Raw genomic sequence first — 26,515 nt, forward strand, 5'->3', positions numbered from 1 at the left:
TTGGGGAGAACGGCTATGCAACTCAACGGCATGCTTTATGGGTCGAGGCTGCTCGGCCACGTCGACTTCCCCGCGTCCGAGGTGCACGGGCCCGACGCTGGCGAAGACGCGATCCAGGACCTGATCGCCCGCCACGGCCTGATCTTCGTCAAGCCGGTCTTCCGCGGCGGCGTCGGCAAGAAGGGCAAGGCGGGACTAATCGGCAAGGCGCGGGACCTCAAGACCGCGCTCGCCGAAAAGGAGCGGCTCTACTTCGCCGAGCACCGCCACGGCAACGCCTTCGCCAAGGCGAACGGCGTGACCTTCGAGGCCGGCATTCCCGCCGAGCACGAGGTCTATTTCGCCATCACCGACGACACGCATTTCCGCGCGCCGACCATGACGCTGACCCACCGCGGCGGCGTGGAAATCGAGGATCTCGATAAATCCGATATCGCCACTGTGCCCTTCGAGGCGCTCACGGGACTCAAGGCCTTCGTGGTGGCGAACGCGCTGACGGACATTGGCGCGCCGCGGGAGATCATCTCGCCGCTGGTGCAGCACCTGCCGAAGCTCTGGGAGCTGATGCACCACTACGGCATGACGACGCTTGAGTTGAACCCGATCCGCATGCGTCCCGGGCGCGACGGGCGGTTGACGCCGGTGGCCTGCGACTTCAAGTGCGGGTTCGACCGCGACGATCCGCGCGTGGGTCGGCTCGGGCTGCCGGACCAGCTGTTCGCGGCAGACATCTCTGCCTTCGAGCAGGAGGTGAACCAACTCCGCACCCACCAGGGCCAGTCGGACGTCTTCGTGATCAACGAGAGCGGCACCATCCTTGCCCCGACCTTCGGCGGCGGCGCCAACAGCCTCGTCACCGAGGTGCTGGGCGAGGCGGCGATCATCTCGTCGGACTTCGGCGGCAACCCGCCCTACGAGAAGATGAAGGCGGTGGCCTCGATCTGCTACCGGCACTTCCTCGCCCAGACCAACGTGCTCTTCATCATCGGCGGCAAGTCGAACAACACCGACATCCTCGAGACCTTCCGCGGCATGGGCGACGCGCTGCGCGAATATTTCGCCGCGCACGGGCCGACGCCGCTCTACGTCGTCGTAGGACGCGGCGGTCCGAACCTGGTGCGCGGTATGGGCAACCTCGCCGAGACGCTGGAGTCCCTCGGCCTGCCCTACCGCTTCTTCGGCTTCGACAGCGCGATCTCCGAGGTCGTGAACTACGCCAAGCGCGTCGACACGTGGATGCGCGCCGGCGGCCGCGACGAGATCGCCGCTACTCTGGGGCTCAAGGCCGCGGCGGCCTGAGGGAGGACGGACATGTATCACAAGGGCATTGAAGGCTTTCCCTATTTCCTCGGCCTCCGGTCACTGGCCGATATCGCGACCCGCGACGACCGGGTCTGCGTACTCAACATCCTCGGCGGCGAGTCGCGCACGGTCACGCCGACCAGCCACGCCTTTTCCGGCGGCAACGTGGTCTTCGGCACCTCGCCCGGCCGCGGCGGGCAGGTGCTGAAGACGCCCGTGGGCGATATCCCGGTCTACAACAACGTGCGCGAGGGGCTCGACGCCGGCCACGCCTTCGATACCGGCGTCGTCTACCTGCCGCCGTCGGGCGTGCGCGACGGCGTGGCCGAGCTCGTGCGGGTGAACCCGGGCTTGCGCAAGATCGTCATCATCACCGAGAAGATCTCCGTGCACGACGCCCGCGAGATTCGGGCGATGGCTCAGGCGAACGGCATCGACATCATCGGCGGCAACTGCCTCGGCGTCGCCGATTCGTGGAACCGCGTGCGCATCGGCGGCGCGCTCGGCGGCGACAAGCCAGAGGAGTCGCTGCTCAAAGGTTCGGTCGCGATCTTCTCGAACTCCGGCGGCTTCACCACGACGATCGCCCAGTATCTCGCCACTGCGGGCTGGGGCACGACGACGCTCGTCTCCTCCGGCAAGGACGTTTACATCCACTACGCCGCGCCCGACTTCGCCCACGCCTTCGGCAACGACGACCGTTCCAAGGCGGCGGTGCTCTATGCCGAACCCGGCGGCTACTACGAGCAGGGCATCGACTGGACGAAGCCCGTCGTCGCCTGCGTCGTCGGCCGCTGGAAGTCGAAGCTGACCCGTGCCGTCGGGCATGCCGGCGCTATGGCCGGCTCGGGCGACAGCGCCGAGGACAAGGAGCGCTGGTTCATGGAGGCCTTCGGCGTGCCTGGCCTCTTCACGCCCGAGAACCCGGTCGTGTCCGCTAAGGGCGCCGTCGTCACCAACATCGCCGACATCCCCGCCGCCCTCACCGCGGTGATGGCGCTCAACGGCGCCGCGCCCGACTTCGCGCCGCGTGGGGACCTCGCGCTGAAGCCCTGGGTCGCCAACGACCAGGGCCTGCGGCTGCCGCCCGAACTCGCCATGCCGGCCGTCACCGCGCCCGAGCCCTACGCCGGCCAGATCGCCGCGCTCGGCGCCCAGGTCGGGGCGGTGGTCGCGCGGCAGAACATGAAGGACAAGTCCGGCGCGTCGGTCATGGACCCGAAAACCCAGGTGACGAGCGTGCACGGCCATTCAGTGCTCGATCTCGCGCTTGAGCCGCTGGAGGCGACCTTCGCCCTGCCGCTCGTGCACGAGATCGCCACCGAGAACGACCGGGCGATGCTCGACGTCGCGGTCGCAGCCGAGGTCAACCTCGTCGGCGACCCGATCCTCGTCGCCGCCGACGCGGCGCGGGAGGCCGGCAATGCTCCGAATGCGGTGATGGCAACCGCCGCCGCCATCGTCGGGCCGAAACGCGTGGAGCGGGCGCTCGGCTGCACCCGGGCACTGATCGGGCTCTTCGCCCATTCGGGCCTCAGGGACGGGCGCGACGAGGAATTCGACGCCTCCGGGATTGTCTGTGACGATGCCACCCGGGCGCTGTTCCTGGCCACCGAGGCCGAGGCCGCCGACCCGCGTCCAGAGGCGATGCTCGCGGCGATCGCAGCCCGCGGCGGCAGGTCGGCGTTCCTGAAGTTCCTTGGAGGCCTGGGCGGCCGGTTGTCGCGGGACGCAATTCTCGCGGCCATCGCCACGACGATCGCCTGGGGGCCGCTGATGCGCAAGCGCATCTCGCGCCTTACCGCCGAGACACTGCCCTGGTACCTGCGGCTCTATGGCGTCATGGTCGGCGCGACAATCCCCGGCGAGCACCACCGGTCGGGCTCGCTATGGGGCATCCCACGCGACGAGCGCTTTGGGCAATGGACGATGGCCGACCTCTGCTTCCTCGCCATGACTGGAAAGAAGCCCACTCCCGAGGAGGCGCTGCCGCTGCAGATGCTCGTCGGGCTCCTGATTTCGAACGGCCCTGGGTCGATCTCGGCTCAGGGTGCCAAGGGCGCGGTCTCGGCGGACGGGCCACAGACGCCCGCGCGCGTGCAGATCAACAAGGCGATGGTCGGCTTCCTTACCCATACCGGCTACAGCCACGGCGGCAACGGCTTCGAGGGCATGGCCTTCCTGCTCGAGCAATTCAAGGACACCGGGCTGACCGACCCCTCCGACCCAGCCCACGGCCTCGACCTGAAGGCGATGGCGACGGCGTTCGCGCGCACGTACCGCCGCGAGAAGGCCCAGGCCAAGGAGCTCGGCACTGAGGTCCGCGCGCTCCCCGGCGTCCATCACCCGGTCTTCAAAGGCAAGCCCGTCAACCACGATCCGCGCGAGCGCTTCATCGCGGAATTCATGGCGCGGCAAGGAAAGTACAACGTCTTCCACGCCTTCTACCGCGAGCTCGTCCAGGCACTCCACGATCAGGGGGCCTCGCCTTACGTTTTCTGCGTCAACGTTGACGCGGTAATTGCGGCGCTGCTGCTGGCGCTGCTGTGGAAGGACTTCAAGTCCGGCACCCTGACCGAGCGCGACCTGGAGACCGCTGCCTTCACCGTCTTCCTATACGGTCGCATGATCGGCGCGGCCGCCGAGATCGACGACCACCTGAACCGCGGCCGCAACATGGACACCCGCACCCCCCCGCCCGCCTGCGGCTTCGTGGTCTGATGGCGACCCCGCCCGCCACCAGCCCGCGGTCCGCACCATCGCGATGCCGCCGCGGAATACTGAACTGATCCCACACCGGCCTTGGCTTTGACTTTGGGAATGACCGGAACCCACACACTTAGCGGTCATTTGCTTCGCCCGAATGGATGTCCGGCTTGGCCCGAAACGGTCATTCCGGATGCCAATTTGCGTTAGTCCTTGGGCAAAACCCAATCACTCTAAACGACCGGGTTCGATCCCTTGCGGATGTTTAGTTGGGGCGTCGCATGACGCGATCTGACCCGAAGACGACTCACACACTCCACTCACGGAACGGCTGTTGTGCGCCGATCTCAGCCGTTCGTCGACGCTCAGCTCGATCCCGAATGCCGCCGTTCGCTCAGTCGTTGTGATGGGCTCGAGTCAACCGTGCAATCCAATGGATTGGCGGCTATCCGCCGGCATGATCCCGCCGGAAGAGCGAATTCGAACCAACGGCCGCTCGATGAACAGTCGAGATCTCTACCGGTGGGCTCTCGGGAAGCTGCTGATGCCAAACTCAACTTAATTTCGGATCGGGCTATAAGGCATTTGCCGAATATGGTGGCGACGTGCTTGCCGCCCTATTTCACCAAGGACGGGGCCGCCGGAATGAAGGCCAGCTTTCGGGGACCGGCGAGGAGCCAGTCAGCGACTGACATTGGGTCGTTGCCGGAATGCCGCCGTCGAAGAACGAGAAGGCACTGGCTGGGTGTTGATGGCCACATCGGGAGGTGAACCCATGGAACCGCGCGCCAAGGAACAGGAGAACCTTTCCCGACTCGAACGGGCCGCGCAACAGACTGCTGATCCAAAAACTATTGAACAGAAGGCGAAAAAGCCCGAGGAAAAATTCCGCTTCAGCCTTCGCAAGGAAGACGTCTGGTGGACGGTTGGTTTCGCTGCCGCTGCCTTGCTGCTTTTTGGCATCCAAGTCCTGATCAATTGGCGCTTAGAATGGCTTGACGCGCCTTTGCGCGTTCGCGTGCTGAACTACGTCAGGGGCGGCCTTCTCATTTTCGTTATGCTGACCGTTGCGAATGTTATCGAAGTCTTTCTCATTGGCCGAATTCCCAGTCGTGTTTCGCGCTTCAACTTGCAACGTATTTTTCGATTAGTCGTCGTCGTCGCCATTGTCTTCGTGGCCATTTCAGTCTTGTTTGTGAACTGGTACACTGCGGTTGTTTCACTCGGCCTGATTTCGCTGATTCTCGGCTTTGCGCTGCAAATGCCGATCTCCAGTTTCATCGCGTGGATTTATATTCTGGCCAGGGCGCCTTATCGCGTTGGCGACCGCATTCGCATCGGCGATGCCCATGGCGATGTCATTGATGTCAGCTATCTCGACACGACGTTATGGGAATTCGGCGGCGAACATCTTTGGACCGATCATCCGAGCGGACGCGTCATCAAGTTTCCGAACTCCACCGTGTTTGACACGCCGGTCTTCAACTACTCCTGGCCGCTGTTTCCCTATGTCTGGAACGAAATCAAGTTCCAGCTCGCTTATGAAAGCGATCTGGAATTCGTAGCGAAAACCATGAGAGAGGTCGTTGACGAGCAGATCGGCGACATCATGAGCCAGAAGGTGAAGGTCTATAAGCACATCCTGTCGCAAACGCCGGTGGACGAACTCGAAGTGAAGGAGCATCCAGTGGTTCATTTTCGCGTCAGTGAAAACACCTGGCTCGAGGCCATCGTTCGTTACCTCGTGCCGCCGAAGGAAGCGGGGCGCACCAAAACACGCTTGATCAAGGAAATGCTGGCGCGAATGAATGCAAAACCCGATCGCGTGCTGTTTCCGAAGAGCAATTTGAGGTGAACTTCCTCAGGCCACGCCCGGGCGGAGCCATCCCCCGCCCGCGTCGCGGCAGGCAAGCCCGGATACTCGAACGTGTGCGTCCAATCCTCCTCACTCGTTAGTGTCGACATGGCTTGCGATCTCCGACTCAGGCGGAACCCATGATTCACAACCGACCCCAAGGAACACTGTTGCCGCCACATCTAGCCGTCTTATCGGTATCGGCGAAGCCGCTGATCTGTGCTAAGCCGCCGCCCGAATAGCCAAAGGAGTAGACCCGTGAGCGAGCCGACCGTGGCCGAGGCGACCGACAGCATCTATGCATCGCTCCGGGCGAACAATGCCGACATCGACGCCCATATCGCGGCGCTCAAAGCAGCGCTGGCGCGAGAGGGGATAGAACAGGCGGTGTTCGATCCGGCAAGGCTGGCACAGAACGACCGTTCGGGCCGCAAGCTGATGCAGGCTTATTTTCGGCAGCGCGGCGTGGGCGTGAGGTTTTCGGCCTCGTAGGGGCGCACGCTGAGGCGCCACGGCCCGCCGGCAATCATTGTGGTCCAAGATCCCGCGGGGAGTTCAGGCAAGTCCGCTTTTGGCTTCTGTAGGCCGACATGCGGCTTCCGGCCCCGCCGACGTCAAAGTACTTAGGAAATCGGCCGACAAATGGTCAATTCAATCACCTGCGCCGGCTGCCGAGTACATCAGCGACCGATTCGCCGCTTCTGGCCTTCGGATTTGACCGGCTCAATCGCATGAATCTGCCGCCTTGAGCGCTTCGGCGCGGTCAGATTTGTCTAACGCTCCTATCCGTCGAACCGACGCGAAGAATCGTGGATAGTCGCCCGAACACAAATCGAACAAGCGGAGAAACGTCGCCACCCGATCGCCGTAGACGGAAGTCGCGGCGAGCTTCGCGTTGTTGATCGGAGAATCGAACCAGACATCGTATCCCCGGTATCCACGCCAGCGACTGTCGCGCATCTCTCGGTAGCGCATCCGCAGCCGTTCGATCGCGGCTGTCTTTGCGGCTCGCTTCTGGTCCGAGGTACTGGAGTCGTCATAGACGTGCGCTAGCTCGTCCCGGGTGTGCGATATAAGCGCAAGAAATTCGGTCCTGCGCTTTCGGTCGGCTTTGTAACGGCGCAATTCGCCGGTATCACCAGCCGCGCGCAGCCATTTTCTCACGCCGGTTGTTTCGACGGCGACAGCGAATGCCTCGTTGAATGCGGAATCGTCCTTCACATAGACGCGTTGGTGGGCCAGCTCGTGGAAAACTAGCCCTGCAAGATACGTTTCATCTTGGCTGAGCATCGTACTTAGCAGCGGGTCACTTGACCAGCCGAGCGTGGAATATGCAGTGATGCCCGTCACATAGACGTCCAGGCCCTGTCTCTGAAGTTCGACAGCGGTTTCAATCGCAGACCTTTTGGAGAAGTATCCTCGGTACGGAACGCATCCGAACACCGGAAAGCACCATGTTCGTGGCGTCAGCGAGAATTCCGACGCGGCGAAGATGGCCCATGTCACCGCGTCCGGACCAACGTCAACATAGCTGCGGTAGCTATTGTTGTCCGGCAGCGCTAGTTCATCTATCGCAAACTGTCGGATGGCGCTCGCCGATGCCATTCGAGCGCGCAATGTCCCAGGGGTCGACGGATCGTCGATCAGCTCTCCGACATCCTGGCGCGCCGCCATGATCTCCACGTGACCCTTCAAAGATTGTGCGTAGTAGGAAATGCTGGTGCAACCTGCCACGCCGGACATCACGATCATCGCAGCAACCGAACGAAAAAATACACGCATCACGGTTGCCCACGGCATTGCTCACACGTCCGGATAGGGCAAACGTCGCAACTACGCCCGGTCCCAAACAGTCGCGCCAATTTGGTTAAGATCCTGGATGGGGTTTAGGTTAGACGTTCGTCCTCGGCAAGATTTGTCACAATTCGGTCACTCGCCGCCAAAATGCCGAATGTCCGGGCACGGCGGACTGAAACAACGCAGCATTTTCCACTTTGAGGCGAAGTAATTCTCAACTATGGTCCGCCAGGCTTTTGGCATGGGGGGGGGAATATTGCCGATGGTTTTATCACGCAGGGGTGTCGTGCTCGGCGGCCTGGCGCTGGTCGCGGTGGGTGCAACCAGCAATATTGCTCAAGCCGCGGCGGCAAAATCCTTTTTCGCCGGTACCGCCAGCGACAACAATTTTGTCTATCGCAAGACCAACTTCGCCAAGATCGACAAGAGATGGCATCGCCAGATCGTCAAGTATTTCAGCAGCGAGCCGGTCGGCACCGTCGTGGTCGATACCCGCCACCACTTCCTCTACGTCATCATGGAAAACAAGACCGCCATCCGCTACGGCGTCGGCGTCGGCAAGGACGGCTTCAAATGGTACGGCCGCGCGACGATCGACCGCCGCGCGCTGTGGCCGCAATGGGTCCCGCCCCCCGAAATGCGTAAGCGCAAGCCGGACCTACCGCACATGGTCGCCGGCGGCGCGTCCAACAATCCGCTCGGGCCGCGCGCGCTCTATCTGCACCGCAACGGCGCCGACACCGGCTACCGCCTGCATGGCACGCTGGAGCCATGGAGCATCGGCACCGACGCTTCCAGCGGCTGCATCCGCATGTTCCCGGAAGACATCATCGACCTCTACCAGCGCTGCCCGATCGGCACCGCGGTGCAGGTCCTGCCGCACATCGCCGACCAGGCGCCCGCTTCCACCACTGTCGAATGATTGGCGCCTCATGAACCGGATGATTGAAAAAACGCGCCGGCTGCTCGCCGCCGGCCTGCTGGTGCTGGCCGCATCCTGCTCGACCAGCAACACGCTGGCCCCTTCCACGCCCGACATCACCAACACCGAGGTTGCCGGCTTCCAGAACGTGCAGCCGGGTAGCGAGGAGGATTTTATCCTCAATGTTGGCCGCCGCACCTATTTCACGCAAGGTTCGGCCGCGCTCGATTCTGTCGCCAAGGCCACCCTCGACACCCAGATCGCTTGGTTAGCAAAGCATCCGCGCTGGCTGCTCAAGCTGCAGGGTTTCGCCGACGATCCCGGCGCAAGTGAAACGGCGCTGTCGCAGCAGCGCGCCGATGCGGTGATGGACTACCTCGCCGCCGGCGGCATAGACCGCAACCGCATGTGGGCCAAGGGCTACGGCAAGGACAGGCTCGTCCGCGACTGCCCCGACACCGCCTGCAGGTCGCAGAACCGCCGCGTTGTGTCTAATTTGCGCGATGAGAGGGACGAGCCGTAGGGGGCTGCTGTTCTGCTTGTGACCCGAAGCAGAGTCTCACACGCGACGGCGGCATGGCTGCTTTGCGCCCCAAATGCGACGCTCAGTCCGGGCGCGGCGCCGCCTGAAAGCGGACGTCGCTCAAGCGCGCGCACGATGGTTTCGTCGTGCGGCTTTCGTATCGTCGACTCCCAAGGCCAAAGCGCGCTTTCCTTTCCGCCCTGACCGGAAGGTGCAGCTTAGGACCGCTTTCAAACCAGCGGCGCATCTCAAGGAAGAGCGCTCTGTCGCCGCGATCGCCGCGTACAAGGCTGCCCAGTCGCCCATATCCGAGTTTATCGGCGGCTCTCCAGTCAGCATCTGCGCAAGTCCGAATTCGATCGCACGCTGCAGATTTCGCCCCTCGGCATCCTTTCCGTTCGTCAGCTAGAGCGTATGAACTGGCTCTCCTCAATGAGGCCATTTGTGGTTGTCATTCCATCAGAGGAATCTTCCTTCGTCATGCAATGGACGTTCAGATGTTTTCAGGAGTCACGATATCGAAGGGGACCGTCCGTTGCAGCGTTGCGCCGGTGGCGTCCTGGCTGACAACGTCGATCATGGTCTGGACAAGCAGGTTGGATATCGGCTCAAGTGGGTGGCAGAGAGCCGCGGTGATTAGGCCTTCGGAAAGCCCTTTTCTCGTCTCCGGGCCTATGTCCCTGCATATAAGGCGTATTCCCTTGCGCCGGTCCGGGGGAGCTTGCCTGAGTGCGCGCAAAACTCCTGAAATTCCGCCTCCCACAATAAGAATGCCCACAAGGTCATCGGTTGTCTGAAGGAGATCGCTGACCATTCGGAAGGCCACCTCGGGCTCCTCATGCGTGGGCCGGCTCTCATCGACGACGAGCCGCGGGGCGTGTTCGCGAAGATAGGAGCGCATGCTGGCGTCGGCGACGTCCTGGCATTGATAGCGATGGTTGCCAATGAACACCGCGACGCGTCCCGGCCCGGACGTCATTTGTGCGATGAGCCATGCCGCCGTTCGCCCGAGTTTCCAGTTGTCAGCTCCGACATAGGCTGCTCTTTCCGGGGCCGACTGATCGGTAATATAGGTCACGACCGACGTTCCCTGTTCTCTCAGCGTGCGGATCGCCTGCCCGATGACGGGATGGTCCGCCGCGATCACGGCGACCGCATCACATTCCTTACCGAGTTCCAGGAGACGACCGGCGATATTGTCGGGAGTGAGAAGGTCCACGAAATCGATGAGTGGATCTACGACCTCGTCGCGGCGACCGCGACAGGCTTCGATGATTTTCTTGCTGAACAGCTGATAGAGCTCACGGGTCGATTGCTGGAGCAGGAAACCAAGGCGATAGTTCGGAGAGGCCTTCCGCAAGCGATCCTCGATCGCACCGATACCGTAGAATCCGATCCGTTCTGCCGCGCTCTGCACGCGCTGCATGGTTGTTCCCTTCACCGGCAAAGTGCCGCCGAGGATCCGGTTTACGGTCGACACCGAGACGCCCGCTGCTTCCGCTAGATCGGCAATGGTCGGTCGGCGCATCTTCGTCTCCTTCAGCTATTGTTTCATCATGACAGAGACGAAATGAAACAATCGACACACAGAACTCTATTGCAGTGTTCCATAATGATCAAGCATTCGGTATCAATGCGGATGCGTAGATGCCTGCCAACGGGGCGGGGCACGGGAGGAGACAGACATGACACTGAAGAAATGGCTCAAGCCGAGCCTAATCGCTGTTGCGCTCGCGATTGGGGCAAATGCCGCGGCGGCCGAGGGTGCAAAAATATTCGTGGTGGGTGGCAAACCCGACGATCCGTTCTGGTCAATCGTGAAGCGCGGCGCCGAAGATGCCGGCCTTGTCGTCAAGGCACAGGGCGGTTCCGTTACCTGGCTCGGCCCTCAGAACTATGACAATCTTGGTGTTGACGCCGCCGAACTCATCCGTCAGGCCATTGATCAGGGTGCGGACGCAATCGTCGGTCCGAATTGGGTGCCTGAAGCGATGGATCCGGCCTTCAAGGCTGTGGTCGATGCGAAAATCCCGCTCGTTATTTACAACGCGGGCGGCCTGAAGGCGGCCGACCGTCTGGGCGCGATGAATTACGTCGGCTCGGACGACTACAAGGGCGGCTTCGCGGGCGGAGAATATCTCGGCAAGGGCGGGAACAAGAATGGCGTTTGCCTAAATACACTGCCGGGCGCTGCCAACATCGAAGCGTTTTGCTCGGGTTTCGTGGACGGCATCAAGAGCGTCGGCGGTGAGGGTTCGGTTCTTCCGTTGCCGGCGACCTCCTTCGGTTCCGCAACGGCGGTTGCACAAGCGCTTCGCGCTCACCTGCTCCAGCACCCCGAGATCAATGCTGTTTTCGCCATCGGCAACGTCGATGCGAACTCGGCCGTCAGCGGCATCTCCCAATCCGGGAAGGCTGGGCAGGTGAAGGTCTGCGGGATGAACTTCGACGAGTCCATCCTCAACAACATCAAGACCGGGACGCAGGCCTGCGCGATCGACCAGCAGGGCTATCTTCAGGGCTACCTCGCCGTGTCGATCCTGAACGGCCGCGTGAACTACGGCCTCAGTGTCCCGACGCGCGAAATCCTGACCGGTCCAGGGATCGTGGACTCGGCCAACGTGGATGCAACGTTGGCCGGTGTCGCGGCGGGTACTCGGTAAGAGCCACTCCTGCCGTAGTCGATGCAGCCCATCCCTGAAGGGAGGGGCTGCAGTATCTCTCACGATCCGAGCGGCGCTTGAAGAGCCGCGCGAACGGTTGGTGCAAAGCTATGACAATGCATTCCAATGAGACTGCGGCGTCCGCGGCGGCTTCGGCCGACTTCTCTGCGGCGTTGGGACGGCTGGCGCGGCGCCCCGAAGCGGGCACCTTCCTCGGTCTCATCACGGTATTCGTCTTTTTTGCCATGTTCGGCGGCGCGCAGTTTGTCAGCCCGGCTGGCTTTGCCAGCTGGCTGAACATCGCCGCCGAGATCGGTATCGTTGCCCTGCCTGTCGGCATCTTAATGATCGCGGGCGAACTCGACATCTCGGTGGGCGCGGTGATACCCGCGTCCTCGCTGACCGTGGCCATCGTGTCGGGGGTCTATCAAGCCCCCGAACTCATTGGCATCTTTGCAGGTCTGGGTGTTGGCCTCGCCGTAGGCTTCGTGAACGGCTTTTTAGTGACGCGCACGTCCATACCATCGCTCATCATTACCATCGGAACGATGTTTGGCGTCATGGGCCTTACCTTAGGCCTGACGGTCATGATCGCCGGCAGCACAGGGGTCTTCATGGTCCCGAGCCCCACGACCAAGCTGCTGTTGGGTCAGTTCATTGGCGGCATGTTTCAGGTCACGATCTTCTGGTGGGTCCTTTTCATCGTGCTGCTCATTTTTCTGCTGCACCTGTCCCCCATCGGCAACTGGATCTTTGCCCTCGGCGGTGACAAGACCAGCGCTCGCAACGCTGGCATCCCCACCAACAGGCTGACCATCGGACTTTTCATGCTGTCGGGCTTTTCGGCGGCCTTCGTGGGCGTCAGCCAACTGCTGGTCTACCAGAGCGCGCAGGTGCTTGCCGGACAGTCCTTCATCTTCAATTCGATCATGTGCGTCGTGATTGGGGGCGTGCTCCTGACCGGTGGTTTCGGGTCGGTGATCGGCATCGTCTTCGGCACCCTGACCTTCGCGATCGTCAACCAGGGCATCTACTTCACCGGTATCGATCCGAACATCGGCTCGGTCATCATCGGCGCGCTGCTGCTGATCGCTGTCCTAACCAACGACAGCTTCCGCGCGATGGCGCTCAACTACGTCGCAAAGAAGAAGGGGTGAAGAGATGAACGCAATCGGCATGTTCTTTCGTCGCCCGGAGGCTGGGGCGGTACTCAGCCTCATTTGTGTCATCGCATTCTTCGTGATCTTCGGATCTGTGAGCATAGGCAGCCTCGCCGGCGCGGCGAGCTGGGTAAACTTTGCAGCCAATCTCGGTATCGTGGCGATCCCAGTCGGGCTGCTGATGATCGCTGGCGAGCTTGACATCTCCGTCGGCGCGATGATCCCGGCGGGCTCGATGGCTATCGCACTGCTGTCGGGCTACTACGGACTGCCAATTTGGATCGGAATGGCGGGGGCACTCGGACTAGGTGTCGTCGTCGGGCTGGTCAACGGCCTGCTGACGGTGCGAACTTCAGTTCCGTCGCTCATCATCACTCTTGGCACGCTGGTCGCGATGCAGGGCATCGTGCTTGCCGGCTCGGTGCTTCTGACCGGCAATGCCAGCGTCTCCCTGATTGCGCCTGACTGGGCAAAGTTCGTTTTCGGCCAGCTGATCGGCGGCAGTCATCAGGTCATCATACTCTGGTGGATCGGGATTACCGCAGCCTTGGCTTTGGTCGTCCACCATACCCGCTACGGCAATTGGCTGTTCGCCATGGGTGGGGACAAAGAGAGTGCGCGCAATGCCGGCATACCGGTGCGCAAAATGACGTTTGCTCTCTTCATCCTTTCCGCCACCAGCGCGTCTTTTGTTGGCATGTGCCAGGCGATCCTCTTCAACTCAGCACAGGTGTCGGGCGGCATGAGCTTCATCTTCAACGCGATCGTCAGCGTCGTCGTGGGCGGCGTGCTGCTGACCGGCGGGTTCGGCTCTGTCCTCGGCATCTTCTTCGGCACCTTGACCTTCGCGGTCGTCAGCCAGGGCATCTATTTCACTGACCTCGATCGCAATTGGTCGAATCTGATCATCGGCGTGATGCTGCTGATCGCCGTGGCGATGAACGAAAGCTTCCGGAATCTGGCGATGCGCCATGCTCCCAAGAAAAAGGCGAGGGCTTAAGACATGTCCGACAAGATCCCCGTTCTGGAACTGCGTAAGGTCGACAAGTCCTTCGGTCCGATCGACGTCCTGCATGAGATCTCGCTCAAGGTGCATCGAGGTGAAGTGCTCTGCCTCCTTGGCGACAATGGCGCCGGCAAATCGACACTGATCAAGACGCTCGCCGGCGTCCACAAACCGACACGCGGCCAAATCTTCATGGACGGCGAGGAAGTCGCCTTCTATCGACCAAAGGATGCTGCGGACCGGGGCATCGCTACCGTGCATCAATTCGGTGGCACCTTTCCGCTGATGAGCATTGGCCGCAGCTTCTTCGTCGGCGTCGAACCGACCAAGGGCTGGGGGCCGTTCAAGATCTTCGACCGCAAGACGGCGAACGAGATCGCCGTCAAGGCGGTTCAGGATTTCGGCATTACTCGGATAGACGATGGTGACCGGCTTGTCGGCGGCCTGTCGGGCGGCGAACGGCAGTCGCTCGCCATCGCGCGCGCGGTGCATTTTGGGGCTCGGGTCCTGATCCTCGACGAGCCGACCGCGGCGCTCGGCGTCAAGCAGGCTGCCCACGTCTTGCGCATCGTCAACGAAGCCAAGCGGCGGGGGCTGGCCGTGATCTTCATCACCCACCAGGTCATGCATGCGATGGCCGTGGGTGATCATTTCGCAGTGCTAATCCGCGGCGCCGTCGCTGCCGATTTCCGCAAGGGGGAGAAGACCCGCGAGGAGATCACCGACCTGATGGCGGGTGGCGAGACGATGGCCGATCTCGAAGCCACAATCGAAGGTTACATGGAGGCCCACGACGGGCGCCCGCCGCCCGCGCACTGAACGTCCAGCCAGCCGGAAGCCTCGCAGTTCCGTCCGCGATGCGCGCACGGGCCGGCTTCCTTCAACACCAGACTCGGAGAGGCGCGATGAAGATTGCTCTCGACCCATTTATGCACCGCCACCTGTCGCTCGAGGCGCTGCCGTCCAAGGTGGCGGAGCTCGGCTACGAGTGGATCGAACTCAGCCCACGCGGCGACTTCCTTGAATGGTTCAAGGCACCACGCGTATTTCCCGATCGCATCAAAAGCTTCAAGAAGGCGCTGCGCGACGCGAATGTCGGTATCGCCAGCCTTCTTCCGATGTACCGGTGGGCCTCGAACGACGAGGACGAGCGCCGCGCGGCCGTACGCCACTGGAAGCGCGCCATCGAGATCGCGGTCGAGATGGGCGTCGACACGATGAACTCAGAATTCGGCCGCGGCCCCCATCCCGATAAGGGCACCTGCTACTGCTGCCACACCGGCAGCATGATCGAGGCATGCGAAGATGCCTGGTGGCGCTCGATCGAAGAACTTGTGCCGATCTTGGAGAAGGAGAGCATCAACCTGCACATCGAGCCCCACCCCGAGGACTGGGTGGAGACGCTGCAGCCCTCCGTCGACATCATCCGCACGGTAAACAGCCCGCGGGTGAAGTTCCTCTACTGCTCACCGCACACTTTCTATTTCGGCGACGACACGGCGGCGATGCTTCGCGAATGCGCCGACGTGCTGGCGCATGTGCATGTTGGCGACACCTTCAACCACAAGGCGTCCTCGGGGCTGCGCTACATCGTCAACCCGCCGGGAAGCGCCGCGCGTGTACACCAGCATCTCAACATCGGCCAGGGCGAAGTGCCGTGGGACGATTTCTTCCGCACGCTGGCCGAGATCGGCTTCGACGGCATCATGACCGCCTGCGTTTTCGCCTGGGAGGAAAAAGCCGACGAGTCCGGCATCTTCATGCGGGCCGAAATGCAGCGCTACATCGACAAGTATTGGGGGCCGAAATGACCCTCTCCGTCGGAGTCATCGGAACGGGGATGATCGGAAGGGATCATATCCGCCGTCTGACCCAAGTACTTTCCGGAGTGAAGATAGTCGCGGCAACCGACATCGACCGCGGGCGTGCCGAAGCCGCAGTGCCGGATGGAGCTGAGGTCTTCGACACGCCACGAGCCCTCATCCAGTCCGACAAGGTTCAGGCGATCGTCATCTGCTCTTGGGGCCCGGCGCACGAGGAGCAACTCCTCGCCTGCATCGCCGCGGGCAAGCCGGTGTTCTGCGAGAAGCCGATGGTGACGTCGGAGGCCGCCGCGCTGCGAGTCATCGAGGCCGAGATCGCCAGCGGCCGGCGCCTGGTGCAGGTCGGTTTTATGCGCCGTTTCGATGCCGACTACCGGCGGCTCAAGGCGGTGATCAACGGCGGGACCCTCGGCGCCCCTCTGATGTACCATTCGGTCCACCGCAACGCCTCGGTGCCGGCTGGCCTCTATACCTCCGAGATGCCGCTCAACGACACGCTGGTGCATGACGCTGACATCTCGCGTTGGCTCCTTTCGGACGAGATCACCGGGGTAGAGGTTCGGCTGCCGCGCCGGTCGCGCCAGAACGAGGAGCTGCGCGACCCCCATCTGGTTCTCCTGCACATGGGATCCGGCGCGATCGTCGACGTCGAGATCTCGGTCAACATCGCATACGGCTACGACATCCGCGGCGAAGTCAGCTGCGAACTGGGGGTCGCCGCGCTGCCAAACCGACCCGCGACGGTCATTTCCGACGCGCACGGGATCCGGCAGGCGATCCCCGAGGACTGGCGCGAGCGTTTCATTGAGGCCTACGACCAGGAGTTCCGCGAGTGGATCGCGGCGGCGGCGGCAGGGACTGCCACCGGCCCTTCCGCATGGGACGGCTACGCCGCCACCCTGACTGCAGATGCTGCCTTGCGCGCCGTTGCGAGCGGCGGCCTCGAACGTATCAGTATGATTGAAAAACCCAGGCTCTACGAAATTCCGGCGGTACTCGCTGCGGAGCAGTTTGGCGCCCCCTTCACAAGAGCAGGGTCATGATCAACGGAGAGAGAACCATTTCGCGGCCCCTGCGCTGGGGCATGGTGGGCGGCGGGCGCACCGGCCAGGTGGGCTATAAGCACCGCACGGGCGCACTACGCGACAACACTGCCTACAAAATGGTCTGCGGGGCCTTCGACCTCGACTTCGAGCGCGGCAAGGACTTCGGCGTGAAACTCGGCCTCGACGCCGAACGACTGTATCCGGACTACAAAGGGCTCATCGCGGCGGAAGCCAAGCGCGAGGACGGCGTGGAGGCGGTGACGGTCGCCACGCCCAATTTCACGCATTTCGAGATCACCAAGGCCTGCCTGGAAGCCGGGCTGCATGTCATCTGCGAAAAGCCGCTCTTCTTCACTGTAGCCGAGTGCGAGGAAGTTGCCGCGCTCGCTGAGAAGAAGGGACTGATCGTCGGAGTGACCTACGGTTTCACCGGTCACCCGCTGGTGCATCAGATGGCGGCGATGGTTGCCAAGGGCGTGCTCGGCGAGATCCGTATCGTGGACCTGCAATACAGTCATGGTTTCAATGCGGGTGACGACGTGGGCGCGCCGGAAGCCGTGAAGTGGCGCACCAATCCCGCGACCGCTGGTGCGACTTTCGTTCTCGGCGATATCGGCACGCATCTCTACTACCTGTCCGAAATCGTGCTGCCGCACCTGAAGATCGAAAAGCTGTTGTGCGATCGCAAGGCGTTCATCCCGAGCCGTGCGCCGCTTGAGGACCATGCCACCGTGCTCATGCACTACGACAACGGCGCGCGCGGCCGTCTCTGGGTGTCTTCGGTGGACGCGGGCAACATGGGATCGCAGCGCTACCGCTTCGTCGGCTCCAAGGCCAGCGTGGAATGGTCCGACAGCCATCCCGACCAGTTGCTTTATGACGTGCAGGGCGAGCCGAACAGCATCCTGCATCACGGCATGCCCTATCTCGAAGAGGAGAGCCTTGCGTTCGACCGCATGGGCGCGCTGCACACCGAAGGGCTCGGCGACAGCTGGTCGAACATCTACCTGTGGATCGCCCAGGCCATCGACGCGAAGCGGCGCGGCAATGACGCCTTCCTGAAAACCCACCACTACCCCGGCATTAAGGCCGGCACCGAGGGCGTGCGCTGGCTGGAGAACTGCGTGCGCTCGGCGGATGCAGGTTCCGCCTGGGTCGACTTCCAATAAGTTCCTCCCCACCTGGGGCGCACTTTGGTGCGCCCCCCTTTTTTGGACAGAGACAATATGAAACTATCGATCTGCACCGATGTTATGGGCAATCTTTCCTTCACGGAGATGCTCGACAAATGCCTGGCGCTTGGCGTCGAGGGGGTCGAGATGACCGGCGGAGGCTGGTCGCGCGCGCCCCATTTCCGCGCTGACGAGCTCCTGTCCGACAAGGGCCTGCTGGAGTCCAAGCTGAAGGAGCTCGCAGCCCGCGGTCTCGAGATCTCCGCGCTCAACTGCTCGGGCAATCCGCTCGATCCCGGCGCCCTGGGCGAACGGCACCGCAAGGAGATCGAACAGACCATCCGCCTCGCGGGCGAAATCGGTGTGAAGAAGATCGTCACCATGTCCGGCCTTCCAGCGGCGGCACCCGGCGACTCCGTGCCGAATTGGCTTGTCTATACCAAGAGCTGGCCGGACGAGATGCCCGAGCGTGACCGCTACCAGTGGGAAGGCTGTGCCTTGCCCTACTGGCATGGGCTTGTGGAGTTGGCTGATGAGGTCGGCGTCGAGAAATTCGCGCTGGAAAATTTCTCGGCCATGCTGGTGTGGAATCCCGAAACCCTGTTCCGTCTGCGGAACGCGGTCGGCCTGAAAGTCGGCATGAATCTCGACCCATCCCACCTGTTCTGGAAAGGGGCCGACCCGATCGCCAGCGCGCGCGCCTTGGGCGACGCCATACACCACTGTCACGGCAAGGATACACGTATCGAGCGCGGCCTTGCCGACGTGAACGGCCTGCTGGAACTGAAGGAAGTCACCGACGTCGCCAACCGCGCCTGGAACTACGTCGCCGTGGGCGCGGGGCACGATTTGCAATGGTGGAAGGAATTCTTCTCGGTCGTGCGGATGGTCGGCTACAACGACTGGGTCAGCCTCGAGATGGAAGATTTCACCATGTCGACGGAGGCGGGAATCCAATCCTCCATCGACGCATTGCAGGCCACCATCAGCCGTTGAGGGTGGCCGAGTGAACCCGATCACCATTACCACGGCCCCCTGCTGCTGGGGCGTCGATGACGTGAAGAACCCCCATTTGCCCCATTGGGAAAAGGTGCTGGACGAGGTTGCCGCGGCTGGTTTCGGCGGGCTGGAACTCGGCCCATACGGCTACCTGCCACTGGATCTCGGCCTTATGTCCGAGGCTCTGGACAAACGCGGACTGAAGATCGTCGCCGGCCCCATTTTCGATGACCTGGTGAGCCCCGGCAACCGCGACAACCTCTTGCGCCAGACCGACGAAATCTGCGCGCTGATCACCCGCTTGCCTACACCGAAAACCCATCCGGGTCAGCGCTTTGTGGCGCCTTACCTAACGGTGATGGATTGGGGCCATGACGAACGCGACTACGCGGCGGGTCATTCGACCCAGGCACCACGCCTCGACGATGCCGATTGGGCGGGTATGGTCGAGAATATCCGCGCCGTCGCCGAACTCGCCCGCGACAGATACGGCGTGCGGGCGACGATCCATCCTCATGCCGGCGGCTATATCGAATTCGCCGATGAGTTGGAGCGGATCGTCCGCGACATTCCCGCCGATGTGGCGGGCCTGTGCCTTGATACCGGGCATATGGCCTATTCCGGCATGGATCCGGCCACGACGCTGCGGCGCTATTGGGATCGAGTCGACTACATCCACTTCAAGGACATCGATGCCAGCGTGTTCGACCAGGTGATGGGCGAGCGGATCCGCTTCTTCGATGCCTGCGCCAAGGGGGTGATGTGCCCGATCGGGCGCGGGTGGATCGATTATCCGGCCATCCGCTCGTTGCTCGGCGGGCTTGGCTATGGCGGCTACATCACCGTCGAACAAGAACGCGACCCGCGCAACGCCGGCTCGATCCTCGATGATCTGGCGGCCAGCCGGACCTTTCTGGCGCGCGCCGGTTTCTGACCGGGCAAGGAGATTTCAGATGAAAACCCTCGACGTAATCACCATTGGCCGGTCCTCGGTCGATCTCTATGGGGCCCAGATCGGCGGACGGCTCGAGGACATGGGCTCGTTCAACAAATATATCGGCGGGTCGCCGACCAATATCGCCTGTGGCGCGGCCCGGCTCGGGTTGAAATCGGGCCTGATCACCCGGGTGGGCGACGAGCATATGGGCCGCTTCATCCGCGAGCAGCTCCAGCGGGAGGGTGTGGATGTCCGCGGGGTCAAGACCGACCCTGAGCGCCTGACAGCTCTGGTGTTGCTGGGGATCCGCGACCAGGAACAGTTCCCGCTGATCTTCTACCGCGAAAATTGCGCGGACATGGCGCTCAGCGAGGAAGATATCGAGGAGGACTACATCGCCTCCGCCCGCGCGGTCGTTGCGACGGGTACCCATCTGAGTCATCCGCGTACCGAGGCCGCGGTTCTCAAGGCGCTCAGGCTCGCCCGCAAGCACGGCGCGCGCACCGCCCTCGACATCGACTACCGGCCGAACCTGTGGGGTGTCGCGGGTCATGGCGAAGGTGAAAGCCGCTTTGTGGAAAGCGCGGCGGTGACCGCCAAGCTGCAGTCAACGCTCAACCTCTTCGACCTGATCGTCGGAACCGAGGAGGAGTTCCATATCGCGGGCGGCTCGACCGACACGCTGGAGGCCTTGCGCGCGGTTCGGAAGGTTTCAAACGCGACCTTGGTCTGCAAGCGCGGCGCCAGGGGTGCGGTGGCATTCGAAGGCGCGCTTCCCGACAGCCTCGATGACGGCCAGACCGGTCCCGGCTTCCCGATCGAGGTGTTCAACGTGCTGGGAGCGGGTGACGGCTTCTTCTCCGGCTTGCTGAAGGGATGGTTGGAGGATGCCGGCTGGCCAACGGCGCTGAAATATGCCAATGCATGCGGCGCCTTCGCGGTCAGCCGCCATGGTTGCACGCCGGCTTACCCGTCGCTCATAGAGCTCGAGTTTTTTCTTCGGCGCGGCATCCAAACACCCGCGCTGCGTCACGATCCGGCGCTGGAGCAGATCCACTGGTCGATGAACCGCCATGGTGACTGGTCCGAATGCCGTGTCTTCGCCTTCGACCATCGCATGCAACTCGAGCAGATGGAGGGCTACACGCTCGAAAGGGGCGGTGCGTTCAAGGAGCTCTGCCTCAGGGCCGCGCTCGAGGTGCAGGCCGGCCGGCCAGGCTACGGCATTCTGTGCGACAACCGGATCGGTCGGGCCGCGCTGCATGCCGCCTCCGGCACTGGCTTGTGGATCGGGCGGCCCTGCGAGTTGCCGGGGTCGCGCCCGCTGGCGCTAGAGCCGGAACTGGGCAGCGACTGCGGCGGTTTAAGCGAGTGGGCCAAGGAGAACGTCGCCAAGGTTTTGTGCTTCTGCCATCCCGATGACGACGAAGCCTTGCGGGCCGATCAGGAAGCAACCGTCAAGCGTCTCTTCGAGGCGTCGCGCCGCAACGGGCTGGAATTCTTGCTGGAGATCATTCCTTCCAAAGTAGCTCCGGTCGATGACGAGACTACGGCCATCTTGATCCGGCAGTTCTACGAGGCCGGTATTTACCCCGATTGGTGGAAGCTGGAACCGATGGCAACGCGTGAGGCATGGGCCAAGGCCTGCGCCGCGATCGAAACATGCGATCGTTATACGCGCGGCATAGTCGTGCTTGGACTCGATGCGCCCGAAGCCGAGCTTGCGGCAAGTTTCCAGGTGGCGGCCGGCTTCGACCTCGTCAAAGGCTTTGCTGTTGGGCGGACCATCTTTGGCGACGTGGCCCGAGCCTGGATGATGGGCCAGACGAACGATGCGGAAGCAGTGGCCGAGATGGCGCGGCGCTACGCGCGGCTTTGCAGGATCTGGGACAGAGCGCGGTCGAACGCGCGGGAGAAAGCGGCATGAAAGGGACGATCAGACTGACGGCCGCCCAGGCCATGGTGCGCTGGTTGAGCGTGCAGATGACGGAAGAGGGTGAGCGCTTCATCGAGGGGGTGTGGGCGATCTTCGGGCATGGCAATGTGGCCGGAATCGGGGAAGCACTGCACGGGATCAGGGATGCCTTGCCCACCTGGCGGGGCCAGAACGAACAGACGATGGCGCACGCCGCGATCGCCTATGCCAAGACGAAGCGGCGCAAGCGGGCACAAGCCGTGACCTCGTCCATCGGACCCGGGGCGACAAATATGGTAACGGCGGCCGCACTCGCCCACGTGAATCGCCTTCCGGTGCTGTTCATTCCAGGCGACGTGTTCGCAAACCGTCGGCCTGATCCGGTGCTGCAGCAGATCGAGGACTTCGACGACGGGACGGTCAGCGCGAACGACTGTTTCCGGCCCGTTTCACGTTACTTTGACCGGATCGCCCGGCCGGAGCATCTTTTGACAGCCCTGCCGCGCGCGTTGCGCACGATGACGGATCCGGCGAATTGTGGGCCGGTTACGCTCGCCTTTTGCCAGGATGTGCAGGCTGAGCCGTTCGATTATCCCGAAAGCTTTTTCGAGCAAACGATCTGGCGCATCCGACGCCCTGAACCCGATTCGGTCGAGGTGGCGGAGGTCGTGGGGCTCATCAGGGCTGCGAGGAACCCGGTGCTGGTTTCGGGTGGAGGCGTGCTCTACTCGGAGGCGGAGGAGATGCTTGCCGCTTTTGCCGAGAAGCATGGCATTCCTTTTGTAGAGACTCAGGCGGGCAAAGGGGCGAGTGCCGCCTCACACGCAATGAACTTCGGCTCACCCGGCGTGACCGGCTCGGCCTGCGCCAACGCGCTCTGCGAGGCTGCGGATCTGGTGATCGGCGTTGGAACGCGCTTTCAGGACTTCACGACCGGCTCCTGGGCGCTTTTCAAGAACCCTGCGCGTCGGATCGTCTCGATCAATCTTCACGGCTATGACGCCAACAAGCACGGCGCGGTAGGTGTCGTGGGTGATGCTCGCGTCACGCTCAAGAAGATCTCCGCCGCGCTCGGTGAAACCAGATTCTCGGCCTTTGATCCGAAGTCGCGGCTTGACTGGCACGCCGCAGTTGCCGAGGCGACTGCCGCGCCCGAAGGCCCATTGGCCAATCGCTTGCCGACCGACGCGCAGGTGATCGGCGCGGTGCAGCGTGTGGCTACCGAAAAGACGGTCGTGATGTGTGCGGCGGGCACCATGCCAGGTGCGCTGCAGGTGCTCTGGCAGGCTGCCAAGGGCGGCTACCACATGGAATACGGCTATTCATGCATGGGCTACGAGGTCGCGGGCGCGATGGGCATCAAGCTCGCCGCACCGGAGAAGGAAGTGATCTGCTTTGTTGGCGATGGCAGCTACATGATGGCGAACTCGGAGCTCGCTACGGCGGTCATGCGCCGTGTGCCCTATACGGTCGTGCTGACCGACAACCGCGGCTACGGTTGCATCAACCGGCTGCAGATCGAATGCGGCGGGGCCGAGTTCAACAACATGTACAAGGACTCGAATGTCGAAATTCAGCCGGAAATAGATTTCGTCGCGCATGCGGCGTCGATGGGGGCGCATGCCGACAAGGCGGCGAACATCGCCGACCTTGAAGCTAAGATTTTGGCCGCGCGCGACCGCGATGTCCCGAGTGTGATCGTGATCGATACGGACGCCGTGCCCAGCGTTGAGGTGGGTGGCCATTGGTGGGATGTGGCCGTTCCGCAGGCTGGAGGTCCCGAGCGTCTGGAGAAAGCGCGCGACCGATACAACGCCAACGCCGCGAAACAGCGCGCATACGATTGAAACGGCGGGACTCTCCGCCACCCGAACGACGGAAAGCAAGGAGTGAGACATGGGCGATCTGCTGCGCAAACCGTTTGGCACGCATGGGTGCATCAGATCACGCCGCAATCAGCAGGCTGGCGGGATGTGGGATTCTCGCTCTACCGCTTGCGTCCCGGAGGGTGCGCCGCCGAGGCGACGGCGTTGCCGGTGCTGGCCAGGACTGGGGTGTGCTCGGTGAGCGCATGGACGTGTTCGATAGGACGCCGCCGCATTGCCTTTATCTGCCGGATGGCACCGACTGGGAAGCTGTTGCCGAAACCGCCTGCACGCTCGCGGTCTGCTCCGCTCCTGGAAAGGGAGGCCACGCGGCACGCCGCATCGGGCCGCAGGGGATCACACTGACAGAGCGCGGCAAGGGCACAAACACCCGCTATGTCAACAACATAGCCATGGAGAACGAAGACTACTGCGACTCGCTTCTTGTGACCGAAGTGTTCACGCCGGCCGGACACTGGTCGAGCTATCCCAGCCATCGGCATGACGAGGATGACTACCCCCGCATTACCTATCTCGAGGAAACCTACTACCACCGCCTGAATCCCGACCAGGGCTTCGGCATCCAGCGCGTCTATACCGACGATGGCACCCTCGACGAGACAATGGCTGTGGCTGATGGGGATGTCGTGCTGGTCCCGCGCGGCCACCACCCTTGCGGCGCGCCTTACGGCTTCGAGATGTACTACCTCAACGTGATGGCCGGCCCCCTGCGCAAGTGGCGCTTCGTCCCCGACCCAAACGTTGAGTGGATCATAAACCGGGATTCGTGACTGCTCCGCCTCCAATTTAGTTCGCGAGTCGTAATGCGACCGATGCAACCGTCAAACAAGGAGGAAACATCCATGACCGATCTCACGCATTATTTTGGCGGGCAATCGATCCCCGGTCGCTCGCGCCGGTTTGCCGACGTCTTCAACCCCGCGACTGGCATCGCCGAGAAAAGGGTGCCACTTGCCTCGACAGAAGAAGTGGCGACCATTGTTGCCGACGCGAAGGCGGCATTCCCCGGTTGGCGCAAGACCCCGCCATTGCGGCGTGCCCGCATCTTGGACCGTTTCAAGTTCCTGCTGCAGGATAACGCGGACCGTCTGGCCGAGTTGATTTCATCCGAACATGGCAAGACCCATGACGATGCTCTTGGCGAAGTGACGCGTGGCCTCGAAGTCGTTGAATTCGCTGTTGGCGCGCCGCACCTTCTCAAAGGCGAGATCACCGAGAATGTCGGGACCAATGTCGATAGCCATTCGCTGCGCCAGCCTCTCGGCGTTGTCGTGGGCATCACGCCGTTCAACTTCCCGGTCATGGTGCCGATGTGGATGTTCCCGGTGGCGCTCGCCTGCGGCAACACCTTCGTGCTCAAGCCGTCGGAACGCGACCCTTCGGCGTCACTGCTGATTGCCGAACTGCTCAGCGAGGCCGGGCTGCCCAAAGGCGTGTTCAACGTCGTGAACGGCGACAAGGAGGCAGTCGACGCACTCCTGACCCATCCCGATGTCAAGGCCGTCAGCTTCGTCGGCTCAACTCCGATCGCGCGCTACATCTATTCGACCGGCACGGCGCACGGAAAGCGCGTACAGGCGCTGGGCGGCGCCAAGAACCATATGGTAATCATGCCCGACGCCGATCTCGACATGGCGGTTAGCGCGCTGATGGGCGCCGCCTACGGCTCGGCCGGCGAGCGCTCCATGGCGATCTCCGTAGCGGTCCCCGTGGGCAAGAAGACCGCCGACGCGCTGATCGAACGCCTCGTGCCGAAAATCAAGGCGCTTAAAATCGGCCCGGCGGCCGATCGCTCGTCCGAGATGGGTCCGCTCGTTACTGCCCAGCATCTGGCCAAGGTGCGCGGCTACGTCGATCAAGGGGTAGCGGAAGGCGCCGACCTTGTCGTCGACGGGCGTGATTTTCGCATCGACCGGCAAGGTTACGAAAACGGCTACTTCATCGGCGGTTCGCTGTTTTTGACGGCGTCACCACCGATATGACGATCTGGAAGGAAGAGATCTTCGGGCCGGTTCTGTCGGTGGCGCGCGCTGCGAATTACAACGCTGCGATCGACATGGTCGCCAAGCACGAATACGGCAACGGCGTCGCGCTCTTCACGCGCGACGGCGATGCGGCTCGCGCCTTTGCGCACGACATTGAGGTCGGCATGGTCGGTGTCAACGTTCCGATTCCGGTGCCGATGGCGTTCCACTCCTTCGGCGGCTGGAAAGCCTCGCTCTTCGGTGACCACCACATGCACGGACCGGAAGGGATGCGCTTCTACACCCGCCTCAAGACCATCACCACACGCTGGCCTACTGGTATGCGCGCGGAGACTGAATTCGTCATGCCGACCATGGGATGAGGATTGCTGCTCCCCGTCGGGTCAGTCGAAATACAAATGGGGCCGCCCGAAATGGGCGGTCCCATTTTGTTGAACGGACCGGTGCTTCCTCGGGCCCTGTCTGAGTATGGAAATCCATTGTTTGGCAGACCAGTATCTGTCGACTGAATCTGCCGCAGGCCCTCGATCTGGCGCTATCAAACGCCTGAACCGCGCTGCACGCCATGCTTGATGCGAACGGCAGCTCTGCGCCCGATGTCCGCCATTGAGGCGATCTTTGCGATTGCCGGATAGCAGACGCTGCCGGCGACCACCCTGGACATCTTATTGCGCCAGAAGCAGACATTTCTGATCGCGGGCAGGCTGCCCGGATGAGTCGCTACTTCGGCATTGGGAGGAGACTTCTGAAGTCCGGTCCCTCTCCGCCCCCAGATCGGTATTGATGTACCGACACCGGGTAGTCATACTTACGGGGCA

The 26,515-nt window shown here is 62.5% G+C and carries 20 protein-coding genes and 2 pseudogenes; 19 read left to right on the forward strand and 3 right to left on the reverse strand.

The window, feature by feature from the left end:
• Positions 1-15: 15 nt before the first annotated feature.
• From BQ8482_RS06030 to BQ8482_RS06045, 4 genes are all read left to right on the forward strand, one after another.
• Positions 16-1,299 (forward strand): ATP citrate lyase citrate-binding domain-containing protein, encoded by a 1,284-nt coding sequence (locus BQ8482_RS06030; RefSeq protein ID WP_123146651.1) that lies wholly within the window; start codon positions 16-18, stop codon positions 1,297-1,299.
• A 12-nt stretch (positions 1,300-1,311) separates the two neighbouring features.
• Positions 1,312-4,023 (forward strand): CoA-binding protein, encoded by a 2,712-nt coding sequence (locus BQ8482_RS06035; RefSeq protein WP_123146652.1) that lies wholly within the window; start codon positions 1,312-1,314, stop codon positions 4,021-4,023.
• A gap of 760 nt (positions 4,024-4,783) precedes the next feature.
• Complete coding sequence (locus BQ8482_RS06040) at positions 4,784-5,863, forward strand: mechanosensitive ion channel family protein (RefSeq protein WP_123146653.1); 1,080 nt, start codon at positions 4,784-4,786, stop codon at positions 5,861-5,863.
• A 258-nt stretch (positions 5,864-6,121) separates the two neighbouring features.
• Entirely contained in the window at positions 6,122-6,355 is a 234-nt protein-coding gene (locus tag BQ8482_RS06045; RefSeq protein ID WP_123146654.1) for a hypothetical protein, read from the forward strand.
• Positions 6,356-6,586: 231 nt separating this feature from the next.
• Here BQ8482_RS06045 and BQ8482_RS06050 read toward each other — a convergent pair whose 3' ends face one another.
• A complete protein-coding gene (locus BQ8482_RS06050; RefSeq protein WP_244602627.1) occupies positions 6,587-7,663 on the reverse strand; it encodes an aminopeptidase in 1,077 nt (358 codons plus the stop codon).
• A 259-nt stretch (positions 7,664-7,922) separates the two neighbouring features.
• On the opposite strand from BQ8482_RS06050, the gene BQ8482_RS06055 reads away from it, so the two are divergent.
• Positions 7,923-8,582, forward strand: a complete 660-nt coding sequence (locus BQ8482_RS06055) for a L,D-transpeptidase (RefSeq protein WP_077380658.1) — start codon at positions 7,923-7,925, stop codon at positions 8,580-8,582.
• A gap of 10 nt (positions 8,583-8,592) precedes the next feature.
• A complete protein-coding gene (locus tag BQ8482_RS06060) occupies positions 8,593-9,105 on the forward strand; it encodes an OmpA family protein (RefSeq protein WP_123146655.1) in 513 nt (170 codons plus the stop codon).
• Between the two features lie 493 nt (positions 9,106-9,598).
• Here BQ8482_RS06060 and BQ8482_RS06065 read toward each other — a convergent pair whose 3' ends face one another.
• Positions 9,599-10,633 carry a LacI family DNA-binding transcriptional regulator gene (locus tag BQ8482_RS06065; RefSeq protein WP_123146656.1) on the reverse strand — a complete coding sequence of 345 codons (1,035 nt, stop codon included), beginning with the start codon at positions 10,631-10,633 and terminating at the stop codon, positions 9,599-9,601.
• A 157-nt stretch (positions 10,634-10,790) separates the two neighbouring features.
• Here BQ8482_RS06065 and BQ8482_RS06070 point away from each other — a divergent pair, with 157 nt between their 5' ends.
• The 13 genes and pseudogenes from BQ8482_RS06070 to BQ8482_RS06130 all read left to right on the forward strand — a co-directional run bounded on the left by BQ8482_RS06070 (position 10,791) and on the right by BQ8482_RS06130 (position 26,059).
• Positions 10,791-11,768 carry a sugar ABC transporter substrate-binding protein gene (locus BQ8482_RS06070; protein ID WP_165848434.1) on the forward strand — a complete coding sequence of 326 codons (978 nt, stop codon included), beginning with the start codon at positions 10,791-10,793 and terminating at the stop codon, positions 11,766-11,768.
• A 116-nt stretch (positions 11,769-11,884) separates the two neighbouring features.
• Positions 11,885-12,925, forward strand: coding sequence for an ABC transporter permease (locus BQ8482_RS06075; protein WP_425294080.1), 1,041 nt, complete (start codon positions 11,885-11,887; stop codon positions 12,923-12,925).
• A 4-nt stretch (positions 12,926-12,929) separates the two neighbouring features.
• Positions 12,930-13,928 carry an ABC transporter permease gene (locus tag BQ8482_RS06080; protein WP_123146658.1) on the forward strand — a complete coding sequence of 333 codons (999 nt, stop codon included), beginning with the start codon at positions 12,930-12,932 and terminating at the stop codon, positions 13,926-13,928.
• A 3-nt stretch (positions 13,929-13,931) separates the two neighbouring features.
• Entirely contained in the window at positions 13,932-14,753 is an 822-nt protein-coding gene (locus tag BQ8482_RS06085; RefSeq protein ID WP_123146659.1) for an ATP-binding cassette domain-containing protein, read from the forward strand.
• Between the two features lie 86 nt (positions 14,754-14,839).
• Positions 14,840-15,745, forward strand: a complete 906-nt coding sequence (locus BQ8482_RS06090) for a sugar phosphate isomerase/epimerase family protein (RefSeq protein ID WP_123146660.1) — start codon at positions 14,840-14,842, stop codon at positions 15,743-15,745.
• Complete coding sequence (locus BQ8482_RS06095; RefSeq protein WP_123146661.1) at positions 15,742-16,800, forward strand: Gfo/Idh/MocA family protein; 1,059 nt, start codon at positions 15,742-15,744, stop codon at positions 16,798-16,800. The genes BQ8482_RS06090 and BQ8482_RS06095 overlap by 4 nt, the downstream gene beginning before the upstream one ends.
• Positions 16,797-17,972: a Gfo/Idh/MocA family protein gene (locus tag BQ8482_RS06100; RefSeq protein WP_123146662.1), complete on the forward strand. Its 1,176-nt coding sequence runs from the start codon at positions 16,797-16,799 to the stop codon at positions 17,970-17,972. The genes BQ8482_RS06095 and BQ8482_RS06100 overlap by 4 nt, the downstream gene beginning before the upstream one ends.
• A gap of 57 nt (positions 17,973-18,029) precedes the next feature.
• On the forward strand, positions 18,030-18,971 hold the full coding sequence (locus BQ8482_RS06105; protein ID WP_123146663.1) for a sugar phosphate isomerase/epimerase family protein: 942 nt from the start codon (positions 18,030-18,032) through the stop codon (positions 18,969-18,971).
• A gap of 10 nt (positions 18,972-18,981) precedes the next feature.
• Positions 18,982-19,908, forward strand: coding sequence for a TIM barrel protein (locus tag BQ8482_RS06110; protein ID WP_123146664.1), 927 nt, complete (start codon positions 18,982-18,984; stop codon positions 19,906-19,908).
• A gap of 19 nt (positions 19,909-19,927) precedes the next feature.
• Positions 19,928-21,838, forward strand: coding sequence for a bifunctional 5-dehydro-2-deoxygluconokinase/5-dehydro-2-deoxyphosphogluconate aldolase (locus BQ8482_RS06115; RefSeq protein WP_123146665.1), 1,911 nt, complete (start codon positions 19,928-19,930; stop codon positions 21,836-21,838).
• Positions 21,835-23,673 (forward strand): 3D-(3,5/4)-trihydroxycyclohexane-1,2-dione acylhydrolase (decyclizing), encoded by a 1,839-nt coding sequence (gene iolD, locus BQ8482_RS06120; protein WP_123146666.1) that lies wholly within the window; start codon positions 21,835-21,837, stop codon positions 23,671-23,673. The genes BQ8482_RS06115 and iolD overlap by 4 nt, the downstream gene beginning before the upstream one ends.
• A 49-nt stretch (positions 23,674-23,722) precedes the next feature.
• Positions 23,723-24,482: pseudogene (gene iolB / locus BQ8482_RS06125) on the forward strand (5-deoxy-glucuronate isomerase).
• 72 nt (positions 24,483-24,554) lie between these two features.
• Positions 24,555-26,059: pseudogene (locus BQ8482_RS06130) on the forward strand (CoA-acylating methylmalonate-semialdehyde dehydrogenase).
• A 176-nt stretch (positions 26,060-26,235) separates the two neighbouring features.
• Here BQ8482_RS06130 and BQ8482_RS40000 read toward each other — a convergent pair.
• Positions 26,236-26,361 carry a hypothetical protein gene (locus tag BQ8482_RS40000; RefSeq protein ID WP_280178798.1) on the reverse strand — a complete coding sequence of 42 codons (126 nt, stop codon included), beginning with the start codon at positions 26,359-26,361 and terminating at the stop codon, positions 26,236-26,238.
• Positions 26,362-26,515: the final 154 nt, after the last annotated feature.

Origin of the sequence: Mesorhizobium delmotii (assembly GCF_900149755.1) — a bacterium.
Taxonomy (GTDB): Bacteria; Pseudomonadota; Alphaproteobacteria; order Rhizobiales; family Rhizobiaceae; genus Mesorhizobium; species Mesorhizobium delmotii.

Excerpts from the sequence above, each read along its gene's own strand:
- BQ8482_RS06090 (WP_123146660.1), top strand. The coding sequence starts at position 14,840 with ATGAAGATTGCTCTCGACCCATTTATGCACCGCCACCTGTCGCTCGAG.
- BQ8482_RS06080 (WP_123146658.1), top strand. The coding sequence starts at position 12,930 with ATGAACGCAATCGGCATGTTCTTTCGTCGCCCGGAGGCTGGGGCGGTA.
- BQ8482_RS06040 (WP_123146653.1), top strand. The coding sequence starts at position 4,784 with ATGGAACCGCGCGCCAAGGAACAGGAGAACCTTTCCCGACTCGAACGG.
- BQ8482_RS06060 (WP_123146655.1), top strand. The coding sequence starts at position 8,593 with ATGAACCGGATGATTGAAAAAACGCGCCGGCTGCTCGCCGCCGGCCTG.
- BQ8482_RS06095 (WP_123146661.1), top strand. The coding sequence starts at position 15,742 with ATGACCCTCTCCGTCGGAGTCATCGGAACGGGGATGATCGGAAGGGAT.
- BQ8482_RS06115 (WP_123146665.1), top strand. The coding sequence starts at position 19,928 with ATGAAAACCCTCGACGTAATCACCATTGGCCGGTCCTCGGTCGATCTC.
- BQ8482_RS06055 (WP_077380658.1), top strand. The coding sequence starts at position 7,923 with ATGGTTTTATCACGCAGGGGTGTCGTGCTCGGCGGCCTGGCGCTGGTC.
- BQ8482_RS06035 (WP_123146652.1), top strand. The coding sequence starts at position 1,312 with ATGTATCACAAGGGCATTGAAGGCTTTCCCTATTTCCTCGGCCTCCGG.
- BQ8482_RS06065 (WP_123146656.1), bottom strand. The coding sequence starts at position 10,633 with ATGCGCCGACCGACCATTGCCGATCTAGCGGAAGCAGCGGGCGTCTCG.
- BQ8482_RS06100 (WP_123146662.1), top strand. The coding sequence starts at position 16,797 with ATGATCAACGGAGAGAGAACCATTTCGCGGCCCCTGCGCTGGGGCATG.
- BQ8482_RS06075 (WP_425294080.1), top strand. The coding sequence starts at position 11,885 with ATGCATTCCAATGAGACTGCGGCGTCCGCGGCGGCTTCGGCCGACTTC.
- BQ8482_RS06105 (WP_123146663.1), top strand. The coding sequence starts at position 18,030 with ATGAAACTATCGATCTGCACCGATGTTATGGGCAATCTTTCCTTCACG.
- iolD (WP_123146666.1), top strand. The coding sequence starts at position 21,835 with ATGAAAGGGACGATCAGACTGACGGCCGCCCAGGCCATGGTGCGCTGG.
- BQ8482_RS06030 (WP_123146651.1), top strand. The coding sequence starts at position 16 with ATGCAACTCAACGGCATGCTTTATGGGTCGAGGCTGCTCGGCCACGTC.
- BQ8482_RS06050 (WP_244602627.1), bottom strand. The coding sequence starts at position 7,663 with ATGCCGTGGGCAACCGTGATGCGTGTATTTTTTCGTTCGGTTGCTGCG.
- BQ8482_RS06085 (WP_123146659.1), top strand. The coding sequence starts at position 13,932 with ATGTCCGACAAGATCCCCGTTCTGGAACTGCGTAAGGTCGACAAGTCC.
- BQ8482_RS06070 (WP_165848434.1), top strand. The coding sequence starts at position 10,791 with ATGACACTGAAGAAATGGCTCAAGCCGAGCCTAATCGCTGTTGCGCTC.
- BQ8482_RS40000 (WP_280178798.1), bottom strand. The coding sequence starts at position 26,361 with ATGTCCAGGGTGGTCGCCGGCAGCGTCTGCTATCCGGCAATCGCAAAG.